Raw genomic sequence first — 10,322 nt, 5'->3', positions numbered from 1 at the left:
GACGTACTTGGGCTTTCGGCCGGTGCGGCGAGAGTGCGTGCCGGGCACCGCGACGCCGCGGACCTCCGTCAGACACCCCCTAGTGCTCCGACCGGAGAGGTTCACCGCCTCACGACGCCCGGCACGGCACCTCGGCTCGTTGTCCGGCCACGCACGTGCGTCCCGTACGAGCCGCGGCCCGGTCAGGCCTCGCCCCGCACCAGGGCCAGCAGCCGGTCCAGGACGCGCGGGCCGCCCGCGCGGACGCCGTCGTGCTCGAACTCGTCGGTCACCCAGGTCCTCAGGCCGCCTATGGCGCGTGCGGTCTCCAACGAGTGGGTGGTGTCCACGTACATGTCGTCGTGGTAGACGGCCGCGGCCACGGGCACCTCGTTGGCGGCGAGCCGGGCGGGGTCGTAGAGGGGTTCCCAGCCGGTGCGGGCGGCCAGCAGTTCGGCGGTGGCGCGCAGCGGGGCGAGGGAGGGGTCCACGGTGAAGTGCCAGGGGTGGATGGTCTCACCGGTGAAGAGGAGGGGCTCGTCGCCCGCGAGGGTCTTGGCGGCGTCGAAGCGGTGGTGTCCGGCGCGCACCCGCTCGGCGGCCCAGGCCGTGGGTGCGGCCGGGTCCTGGGCGTAGATGGCCTCGTGGAGCAGTGCGTAGAGGGGGTGCCCGGCGAAGGAGAGCAGCGCGTGGGCGCCCTCGAGGAAGGCGTCGGACAGGGCGGGGCCGGCCGGCGTACGGACGAAGGCGTCCTCCAGGAGGTAGTGCAGTTGATGGCTGCCGTCTCCGGAGCCGAGGAGCAGGCCGAGGGACTGGAAGGCCTCGACGGTCAGGCGGTAGCCGCCGGGGAGTTCGGCGGGGCGTTCGGCGAGGTGGGCCGCGATCCGGCGGGCGCGCTCCACGTCCATCGGGTAACGGCGGTAGTGGGCCCGGTTCTTGCGCTCGACCCGGGGGTAGGCGGCCTCGTACACCTCGTCGGCGGTGGCGGTCAGGGACGGCAGGCCGCCGGTGATCAGGGCGGCGGTGAGGCCTTCGGGGGCGGTGGAGAGGTAGTGGGTCGCGCAGAATCCGCCGAAGCTCTGGCCGAGCACGGTCCACGGGGCGCCGCCGGTCAGGGCCGGGCGGATGGCCTCGGCGTCGCGCACGATGGAGTCGGAGCGGAAGTGGGCGAGGTATGCGGCCTGCCGGGCGGGCGTGCCGCGCAGCGGCAGGGTCTGCCGGTTCACCGGGGTGGAACGTCCCGTTCCGCGCTGGTCGAGCAGGAGGACCCGGTAGTCGGCCAGGGCCCGCTCCAGCCAGGCCTGCCGGCCGATGAACCGCCGGGCCCCGAAACCGGGTCCGCCCTCCAGGTAGAGCAACCACGGCAGGGTCTTCGGGTCCTTGTCGCAGGCGACGACCTCGCGGGCGTACAGCTCGATCTGCTCGCCGTCGGGGCGCGCGTGGTCCAGGGGGACGGTGAACCGGTGGTCGGTGAGGACCGTTCCGGGCTGGCGGTAGCTGTGCTCGACGGTCACGGACGGCCCCTGGGGTACGAGGTACGGAGGCCCGTGGCCCGGCCGGGTCGGGGCCGGGCCACGGGTTTGACTGTCCGGTGAGTCTAGTACGGGTCCCGGTGCGGGCTCGGGGCTTACGGGAACTCGACGACCGAGCGGAGCACCTCGCCGCGCCCCATCCGGGCGAAGGCGTCCTCGACCCCGTCCAGGGGGATGGTCTCCGAGACGAAGGCGTCCAGGTCGAGCCGGCCCTGGAGGTAGAGGTCGATCAGCACCGGGAAGTCGCGCTCGGGCAGGCAGTCCCCGTACCAGGAGGACTTCAGGGCCCCGCCGCGGCCGAAGACGTCCAGCAGCGGGAGTTCGAGGGTCATCTGCGGGGTCGGGACGCCGACCAGCACCACGGTCCCGGCCAGGTCGCGGGCGTAGAAGGCCTGCCGGTAGGTCTCCGGGCGGCCCACGGCGTCGATGACGACGTCGGCGCCGTGGCCGCCGGTCAGGCTCTGGACGGCCTCGACCACGTCCTCGGCACGGCCGTTGACGGTGTGCGTGGCACCCAGGCCGCGCGCCCACTCCAGCTTCCGGTCGTCGAGGTCCACCGCGATGATCTTCGAGGCGCCCGCCAGCCGGGCTCCGGCCACGGCCGCGTTGCCCACGCCGCCGCAGCCGATGACGGCGACGGAGTCGCCCCGGCCGACGTTGCCGGTGTTCAGGGCGGCGCCGAGGCCCGCCATCACCCCGCAGCCGAGGAGCCCGGCGGCCGCCGGCGCGGCGGCCGGGTCCACCTTGGTGCACTGCCCGGCCGCGACCAGGGTCTTCTCGGCGAAGGCGCCGATCCCGAGCGCCGGGGACAGCGGGGTGCCGTCCTCCAGGGTCATGGGCTGGGTCGCGTTGTGGGTGGCGAAGCAGTACCAGGGGCGTCCGCGCCGGCAGGCCCGGCAGGTACCGCACACCGCACGCCAGTTGAGGACGACGAAGTCGCCGGGGGCCACGGAGGTCACGTCCGGGCCGACCGATTCCACGATCCCGGCGGCCTCGTGGCCGAGCAGGAAGGGGAACTCGTCGTTGATGCCGCCCTCGCGGTAGTGCAGGTCGGTGTGGCAGACCCCGCAGGCCTGGACCCGGACCAGCGCCTCGCCCGGTCCCGGGTCGGGCACGAGGACCGTCGTCGTCTCCACCGGTGCGCCCTTGCTCCGGGCGATGACCCCTCGTACGCGGTGCGTCACGTCGTAACCCCGTTCTGATCTCGTCGGTTCCCGCTCAGAACGTACACGGGAGCCGTGCGGCAAGGGAGTTGCCTCACTCCGGAGCGTGAGATCCGGCCAGCTCGGGAGGGACGGACGCGCGCAGCGCAGCGCCGAACGCGGCCACCGCCGGGTGCGCCCCGGCTCCGCTGCGGAAGGCGAGGTTGGTCCGGCGCTGCATGAGCAGGCGGGTGAGGCGGACGCCCGGGCCGGCGGGTCCGGTGATCCCGAGCTGCGGGACGACGGCCACGCCCTGCCCGGCCGCGACCAGGGCGAGCACGGTGGCGAACTCGTCGACCCGGTGACGGACCCGGGGGGTGAATCCGGCGGCCTGACAGGCCCTTTCGGCCATGGCGTGGCAGAGGGTGCCGGGGGTTGCGGTGATCCACGGCTCCTCGGCGTACGCGCGCAGGACGGCGCCCTGGTCGTCACCCGGGGACGGCTCGGGGGCCCGCGCCGCGGGCACGGCCAGGTACATCGCCTCCCGGTACAGGGGTTCGGTGGTCAGCCCGGGTTCCGGGGCGGCGGGCACGAAGTCGTAGGCGTGCACCAGGGCCACGTCGAGGTCGCCCGAGCGCAGGGCGTGCGCGACGGCCGCCGGGTCGGTTTCCCGGACCATCGGCTCGAGCCCCGGGTGGCGCCGGGCGAGGACGGTCAGGGCGGCCGGGACGATGGCCCGGGTGGCGGTGGGGAAGGCCCCGATGCGCAGGGCTCCGGCCAGGCCCCCGCGTGCCTCGGCCAGATCGGACTCGGCCTGTTCCAGCCGCTCGAGAACGGCCTCGGCGTGGCCGACCAGGTGCTGTCCGGCCGGCGTGAGGCGGACCCGGCGTCCGGTGCGTTCCAGCAGCGGGAGCCCTGCTTCGCGTTCGAGGACGGCGAGTTGCTGGGATACCGCCGAAGGACTGAAGGCGAGGGCTTCGGCGACGGCGGCGATGGTCCCGCGGCGGGCCAGTTCGCGCAGCAGTCGCAGGCGTCGTACGTCGAGCATCGGCTCAGCTTACGGGTCGGGTAAGAAATGCGAACTGGATTCGTGGCTCGCGGCGGGCGAGGCTCGACGCATGGCACAGGACACGACCGACATCACAGGGCCCACCGACGGGCGCGGGGCGGCAGACGCCTTCCTGCACGGGATCCACGTTCCGCTCGTCACCCCCTTCACCCGCGCCGGGGACATCGCCGCCGATGCCCTGGAGGCGCTGGCCCACGACGTCCTCGACGGGGGCGCGGCCGGGATCGTCGCCCTCGGCACCACTGCCGAGACCGCCGCCCTCGACGAGGCGGAGCGCGACCTGGTCACCGGCATCTGCGCACGGGTCTGCGAGGAGCGGGGCGCCCTGCTGACGGTGGGCGCCGGGGCGAGCGGGACCCGGGCCGCCGAGGCCTCGCTGGCCCGCCTGGCACGATGGCCGCAGGCGCGGGCGGCGCTGGTGACCGTGCCGCCGTTCGTACGGCCCTCCGCCGCCGGGGTGGTGGCGCACTTCGCGCGGCTGGCCGCGGTGAGCCCCGTACCGCTGATCGTCTATCACATCCCCTACCGCACCGGGCAGCCGCTGGACGCCGCCGCGCTGCGGGCGATCGGGGCCCTTCCGGGGGTGGCCGGGGTGAAGTACGCCGGCGGGGGCATCGGCGAGGACACGGTCGCGCTGCTCGGCGATCTGCCGGACGGGTTCGAGGTGCTGGCGGGGGACGACGCGTACGTGTCGCCGCTGCTGGCCCTGGGCGCTTCGGGCGGGATCCTGGCCTCGGCGCACGTGGCCACGGCCCGGTTCGTGGAGCTCGCCGGAGCCTGGCGGGCGGGGGACGTGGCGCGGGCGCGGCCGCTGGGGCACGCGCTGGCCCGGATGTCGGCGGCGGCCTTCGCCGAGCCCAACCCGACGGTCGTCAAGGGCGCACTGCACGCCCTGGGGCGGATCCCGGCGCCCGACGTGCGGCTCCCCCTGCTGCCGGCCTCGCAGGCGGCGGTGGCGGTCGTGCTGGAGCGCCTCGCGGAGGTGCAGAGCCGAGGATGACGCGACCGTAAACGCCCTCGATGGGCGATTTAACCCCCTACGCGCGAGTCGCCCGAATGAGGCCCACGGAGAGCGGAGTTGCCCGTATTGGCCGCAGGGCCGCGGGCCCGTGATGTGAGTCACGCCGCGTGCGCCAACATCATTTCCCCGGGGAGGCCGATTCCCTTTTCCCGGAAAGGGAATCGGCCCTTGCACAGAGACGCCGACAAGGTCATTTACCGGACGTATAGCGGGAAGTCGATCTACCGGTGGAATTCGGGCCTTGTTCCCACACCGCGGGCTCGCCTACGGTCACCCTCATTCCCGGAGGTCAGCTGCCGAATCCGGCCACCCTCCGGGGCCTCTCCGTCACCCCCCACGTGAGGAAATGCGCCATGCCCGCAAAGGGAAAGCACCGTCGGCCGAAGCAGCACCCGATCACCCGCAAGCTGGCCCTCGCCGGCACGGGCAGTGCGGCGCTCGCCCTCCCCCTGATCAGCACGACCACCGCCGGGGCGGCGGAGGCGACCGCGGCTCCCGCGACCCGTTCCGCGGTCACCGCGGCCGTGACGGCTCCCGCGGCCCCCGCCGCCACGACCTATTCCGTGCTCCCCGGCGACACCCTTTCCGAGATCGCCGCGGAGCATTCCGTGAGCGGCGGCTGGAAGAAGCTCTACGCGGCGAACCGGAGCGTCATCGGCGACAACCCGGCGATCATCCGGCCCGGTATCAAACTGAACCTCGACACCCAGGCCGACGCCGGCCGCGCGAGCCGGTCCGCCCCCCGGACCGCCCTCAAGCCGGCCGCCGCCAAGCCCGCCTACGCGAACAATCTCGACGGGTGGATCCGCGAGTCGCTCGACGTGATGGCCAAGCACGGAATTCCCGGAACCTACAACGGAATTCACCGCAACGTGATGCGGGAGTCCTCGGGCAATCCCCTCGCCATCAACAACTGGGACATCAACGCCCAGAACGGGATCCCGTCCAAGGGCCTGCTCCAGGTCATCGACCCGACGTTCAAGGCCTACCACGTGCCCGGGACTTCGCTGGACTCCTACGACCCGGTCGCGAACATCACGGCTGCCTGCAACTACGCGGCCGCCCGCTACGGTTCCATCGACAACGTCAACGGCCCCTACTAGGAGCCCTCTGGGTCCGGGCCCTGAGCAGGGTGCGCAGCGGGGCCGCCAGGCCGTAGCCGACGTCCCGGCGCAGGGCGGCGGTCCCCGCCCGCTCCACGGCCGTGAGCTGGTGCGCCATCAGCTCCGTCATCGTCGCGGTCACGGGGCGCAGCCCGGGGTCGACGAGGTCGAGGATGCCTTCGGTGGCGTCGAGGGCCGCGCGGGCGCGGCCCGCCTCGGCGGCGAGGAGGGCGCGTACGGCCGGGGTGTCCCGGGCCTGCTCGAGGTCGGCCCGGGTCACGGAGTGCTCCTCGAGGCGGGCGCGCGGGATGCAGAGCCGGCCGTCCGCCAGGTCCCCGGCGAGGTCCGCGAGGAAGTCGACGCGCTGGGCGGCGTCGACGAACCGCCGCCAGCCCGCGGCCTGCTCGGCGTCGGGCCCGCCCTGGTACTGGAGGCCGGTGAAGACCAGTACCCCCGGCCAGGCGTAGGCGTCGAGGTAGGCCTGGAAGTCCTCCTCGGCGGCGAAGCCGTCGAAACCGGCCTCCGCGGTGGCGGCGCCTTCGAGGAACGCGGAAACCCAGTGCGCGGGCAGGGCGCGGCAGTCCACGGCGTGCGCGTAGGCGCGCAGCACGGGGTCGGGGCTGTCCCCGGTCTTCAGGGCCGCCTCGACGCGCTCGGTCAGCGCGGCCAGGTTGGCGGCCCGGCCGGCCGGGGTGCCCGTCTCGGCCACGTCGTCGACCAGGTTCATGAAGGCGAGGCCCGCTGCGAGCCAGGGCACCAGGGGCGGTGCGGCGAGCAGGCGCAGCGCGAGGTACGGGGCGGGTTCGCGGCGGAGCACCCGGCGCGCGGCGTGGGTGTAGTCGTCCCTCAGCCGGTCGCCCGATATCCCGGCGGCCGTGAGTGTGGTGCGCCAGCTCGGCATGGTGGTCCTGCTCCTCGAAACGTTTCTGCGCGCGGGTACGGAGATCAGGATCGCAGGCGTGCGGGACCTGCCGGGCCCCGCCTCATGAGCGGTAGACCTTCCTGACCTTGCCGTCCGTGCCGGCCAGGACGTAGCCGCCCTGCCCGTACGCGTCGCTGAGATAGGGCCGCATGGACGGGCTCTGGTCCATCATCCAGGGTTCGACGATCACGTAGCGGGAGGTCGGGTTCGCCACACCCAGGTCCTTCGATGCCTGCTCCAGGAGGGCGGGCAGGGTGTCCCATGCGACCTTCTCCATGTCGATGAGCGGGACGCGGTCCTTGACGGTGCCGGCGGGACCGCTGCGGGTGACCCCGCCGTCGCGGTACTGCCACGAGTCGACGGTCTTGGCACCGGGCGCGGTGGGGACGTCGGCGATGACGTAGGCGTCGTAGATCCGCAGGTTCACGAAGGAGGTGGTACCCGTCTGCTGTTTCAGGGCCGCCACCGCGCTCCGGATGCCGGCAGGGGTGAGCAGGCTGCCCTCGGGGGCGGTGCCCGTGCTCGCGCCCGTCTTCGGGGCGGGGGTCGGGGCGGTCGAGGGGGCGGCGGGGACCTGGCTGCCGGAGGGCGCGGCGGTGACGGCGCCCGGGCGGCCGGCGGCGCCCGTCGCGGCGCCCCCGGAGGACGCGCCGTCCGGCAGCAGCTTGACGATCCCGGCCGTCCCGGCCACCAGGACCGCCGCGAGGACGGCGCCGAGCAGGACCGGGCGCCTGCGCGGGGCCGCCGCCGGGAGGGGCGCGGTGAGCGCGTACGGGTGGGGCACCGGGCCGAACGGCGGCGATGTGGGCGGCCCGTAGTGCCCCACGACCGGCGCAGCGGCAGGGGCCGTGTGGGCCGCCGGGGTCGCGGCGAGAGCAGTGCTCGCTTCCCGGAGCAGCTGCTCCAGCCGGGCCGCGTCGGGCCGCGCGGCGGGATCCCGTACGAGCAGCCGGTCCAGTACGGGCGTCAGCGGGCCGGAGCGCACGGGCGCCGGGATCGGCTCGTCGAGCACGGCCACCACGGTGGCGAGGCTGGTGGCCCGGCGCAGCGGATGGACACCCTCCGCGGCCACGTACAGGAGCATGCCGAGCGACCACAGGTCGGAGGCGGCCAGCCCTTCCTCCCCGCGGACCCGCTCGGGTGCGATGTACTCCGGCGAGCCGATCAGCACACCGGTGGAGGTGAGGCCGGTCGAGCCGTGCAGGGCCGCGATGCCGAAGTCGGTGAGCACCGCCGATCCGTCGGGCCGCAGCAGCACGTTGGCCGGTTTCACGTCGCGGTGCAGGACCCCTTCGGCGTGCGCGGCGCGCAGTGCGGACAGGAGGTCGAGGCCGAGCCGGAGCACGTCCGCCACCGGCAGCGGGCCGGACCCCAGCCGGTCGTGCAGGGAACCGCCCTTGACCAGTTCCATCACGATCCACGGATGGCCGTCCGACCCCGGAGCGGGCTCCACGATGTGGTGGATCGTCACCACGTGCGGGTGGGCGAGGCGGGCCAGGGCCCGGGCCTCGCGCACGGCCCGTTCGCGCAGTTGGCCGGCGAGAGCGGGCTGGGCGGCGGCGGTCGCCGGGTCCGGGGGGCGCACCTCCTTGAGCGCGACCTCCCGGTGCAATGCGATGTCGCGGGCGCGCCAGACCGTGCCCATGCCGCCGCTGCCCAGGGGCGCCACCAGCTCGAAGCGCCCGTCGATCAGCTGTCTGCCGGCCTCACTCGTGTCCATGGCCGGTCATCGTAGGGGGCGCCGCTGTCAGCAGCGTCGGCGGTCCACCGTGAGGGTGCCCTGAACGGCGGTGACCGTACGGTCGTGGCACCCGCCGGGGGCCTGGGACCCGTACATGCGCGAGCGGGCGGAGGTGGTGGCGACCGCGTGCCGCTGGTCGCGCGGGACGTTCGCGGTGTAGGTGGCGTCGCCCGTGTACCGGTCGTCAAGCCGCGAGGCGTCGACCTTCCGGCCGCCGCGCAGGGTGGCGGTGTCCGCGCGGTCGCCGAGCGCCAGGACGGTGCGCAGCCGGTCTCCGGCGCCGAGGGTGGTCTCGCCGTCCATGGTGTACGTGCGGTGGGTGCGGGTGGCGGTGGACCCCCGGGTGACGGTCTCCTGGTCGGTCCAGGTGGCGGTGAGCGCGTCGCGGTTCTCGCCGTCGGTCCAGCGGTGCGCGGAGGTGTTGGCCACGGCGCGGGTGACGGTGGTGGTGACCCGCCCGTGGGAGGTGTCGAGGTGGCCGGCGACGGTCAGCCGGTGGCCGCCCTCGGTGTCGAGGCGGTGTTCGCCGCCGGGCGCGGCGGGAGTCCAGCGGGAGGAGTTGGCCGGGGCGCCCTCCTCGTGCCGGGTCAGGGCTCCGGTGACGACCTGCCGGGCCCCGTCCTGCCACAGCAGCAGGTTGGTGGGGGTGCTCCAGCCGCTCTGTCCGGCCGGCACCCCGGCCACGGAGACCTCGATGCGGTGCGGGCGGCCGTCGTTGAGGAGGGCGGCGTAGGGCGTGAGGTCGTAGCGGATCGGCTGGACGTCGAAGGCGCGGGGGCCGGGGGTGACGTACCAGAGGAAGGGGTTGGACCAGCCCCCGGTCCAGACGGTGGGGAAGGGCGCGGCGATGCCGGCGAGCCGTCCGTCCACGAGGACGCGGACTTCGCGGTAGGGGCCTTCGGCGGCCTTGCAGGAGTACGGGGCCGCTTCCGGGGTGGTCATGTACCAGTACTCCTCGCAGCCGCCGCCCGAGCCGGTGGCGTACACCTCGGCGATGAGGCGCTCCGTGTTGCGCGGGGTGGTGACGTCGGGGGTGGTGAGGGGGAGCACGCGGTCGGGGGTGTCGGCGGGGCCGGTGCGGCCCTCGGCGGCGTAGAAGGTCAGGGTGACCTTGACGTCGATGACGCCGGTGTAGGTGTCGTTGACGACGTTGCCGATGAGCATCTCGACGGGCTGCGGGCGGGTGAGCGTGTCGCGGTAGCGGGTGACGTCCTTCTCCACCGACCAGGTGATGCCGTCGGGCGAGGGCTGCGGGGTGGAGGTGCGCAGGATTTCGACGCCGCCGAGGGAGAGGTGGCCGAGGCGGTCGTACTGGCGGCCCTTGACCTTGCCGTCGAGGCGGAGCACCACCGCGGCCCAGTGGTCGGCGCCGCAGCCCTCGGGCGGGGCGTAGCTGCCGCGGTACGGGGTGAAGTCGCTGAACCGGGCTTCCGCGAGGGTGATGTCGCAGGACCGGGTCCCGGGCCGGACGACGGGAGGGGCGGGGGTCAGGGGGTCGTGCCAGTCGGTGCCGAACTCGGCGGGCGGTGGTTCGCCTCCGGGGGCCCGCGCGGGTGCGGTCGCCTGTACGGGTGCGGTCGCCGGTACGGGTGCGGTCGCCGCTGCGGGGTCGGCGGCGGCCGCGGGTCCCGCGGTGCCGGCCAGGGTGGCCGCGGCGAGGGTCAGCGCGCCGAGCAGGCCCATGATCCTGTGTCGTCTCATGGGCCAGCAGTGAAACCGGCCCGCCCGGACGGCGCCAGGCCGGGCGTCCCGGCCCTGGCCTGAAATCGCCGGTCGCGCCGGGGGCCCGTCGAGCCGTCAGGGGTGGTGAGGC

The 10,322-nt window shown here is 74.3% G+C and carries 8 protein-coding genes; 2 read left to right on the top strand and 6 right to left on the bottom strand.

The genetic code is table 11. The features are described 5' to 3' along the window. Window positions 1-182 precede the first annotated feature (182 nt). The 3 genes from AB0D44_RS21015 to AB0D44_RS21005 form a co-directional block, all read right to left on the bottom strand. Window positions 183-1,493 (bottom strand): alpha/beta fold hydrolase, encoded by a 1,311-nt coding sequence (locus AB0D44_RS21015; protein WP_362593048.1) that lies wholly within the window; start codon window positions 1,491-1,493, stop codon window positions 183-185. A gap of 113 nt (window positions 1,494-1,606) precedes the next feature. After that, the gene (locus tag AB0D44_RS21010) at window positions 1,607-2,695 is read right to left on the bottom strand and encodes an S-(hydroxymethyl)mycothiol dehydrogenase (protein ID WP_362593045.1); all 1,089 of its coding nucleotides are present in this window, start codon (window positions 2,693-2,695) and stop codon (window positions 1,607-1,609) included. A gap of 73 nt (window positions 2,696-2,768) precedes the next feature. Further along, complete coding sequence (locus AB0D44_RS21005) at window positions 2,769-3,701, bottom strand: LysR substrate-binding domain-containing protein (RefSeq protein ID WP_362593042.1); 933 nt, start codon at window positions 3,699-3,701, stop codon at window positions 2,769-2,771. Between the two features lie 70 nt (window positions 3,702-3,771). Between AB0D44_RS21005 and AB0D44_RS21000 the strand changes: the two genes are divergently transcribed. Next, entirely contained in the window at window positions 3,772-4,722 is a 951-nt protein-coding gene (locus AB0D44_RS21000) for a dihydrodipicolinate synthase family protein (protein ID WP_362593039.1), read from the top strand. 374 nt (window positions 4,723-5,096) lie between these two features. After that, complete coding sequence (locus AB0D44_RS20995) at window positions 5,097-5,846, top strand: LysM peptidoglycan-binding domain-containing protein (RefSeq protein ID WP_362593036.1); 750 nt, start codon at window positions 5,097-5,099, stop codon at window positions 5,844-5,846. Here AB0D44_RS20995 and AB0D44_RS20990 read toward each other — a convergent pair. From AB0D44_RS20990 to AB0D44_RS20980, 3 genes are all read right to left on the bottom strand, one after another. Then, window positions 5,830-6,747, bottom strand: coding sequence for a squalene/phytoene synthase family protein (locus tag AB0D44_RS20990; RefSeq protein WP_362593034.1), 918 nt, complete (start codon window positions 6,745-6,747; stop codon window positions 5,830-5,832). The genes AB0D44_RS20995 and AB0D44_RS20990 overlap by 17 nt on opposite strands. An 82-nt stretch (window positions 6,748-6,829) precedes the next feature. Continuing rightward, window positions 6,830-8,488 (bottom strand): serine/threonine-protein kinase, encoded by a 1,659-nt coding sequence (locus AB0D44_RS20985; protein WP_362593031.1) that lies wholly within the window; start codon window positions 8,486-8,488, stop codon window positions 6,830-6,832. A 27-nt stretch (window positions 8,489-8,515) separates the two neighbouring features. Next, the gene (locus AB0D44_RS20980) at window positions 8,516-10,210 is read right to left on the bottom strand and encodes a peptide-N4-asparagine amidase (RefSeq protein WP_362593028.1); all 1,695 of its coding nucleotides are present in this window, start codon (window positions 10,208-10,210) and stop codon (window positions 8,516-8,518) included. Window positions 10,211-10,322: the final 112 nt, after the last annotated feature.

The organism is Streptomyces sp. NPDC048349, from assembly GCF_040651925.1.
Taxonomy (GTDB): domain Bacteria; phylum Actinomycetota; class Actinomycetes; order Streptomycetales; family Streptomycetaceae; genus Streptomyces.
Note: the sequence above shows the minus strand (reverse complement) of the source record. Positions and strands in the feature narration are given on the sequence as shown.

What these genes read in the sequence shown, in the direction of transcription:
- AB0D44_RS20980 (WP_362593028.1), bottom strand. Translation starts at nt 10,210, where the DNA reads ATGAGACGACACAGGATCATGGGCCTGCTCGGCGCGCTGACCCTCGCC.
- AB0D44_RS20995 (WP_362593036.1), top strand. Translation starts at nt 5,097, where the DNA reads ATGCCCGCAAAGGGAAAGCACCGTCGGCCGAAGCAGCACCCGATCACC.
- AB0D44_RS21005 (WP_362593042.1), bottom strand. Translation starts at nt 3,701, where the DNA reads ATGCTCGACGTACGACGCCTGCGACTGCTGCGCGAACTGGCCCGCCGC.
- AB0D44_RS20985 (WP_362593031.1), bottom strand. Translation starts at nt 8,488, where the DNA reads ATGGACACGAGTGAGGCCGGCAGACAGCTGATCGACGGGCGCTTCGAG.
- AB0D44_RS20990 (WP_362593034.1), bottom strand. Translation starts at nt 6,747, where the DNA reads ATGCCGAGCTGGCGCACCACACTCACGGCCGCCGGGATATCGGGCGAC.
- AB0D44_RS21000 (WP_362593039.1), top strand. Translation starts at nt 3,772, where the DNA reads ATGGCACAGGACACGACCGACATCACAGGGCCCACCGACGGGCGCGGG.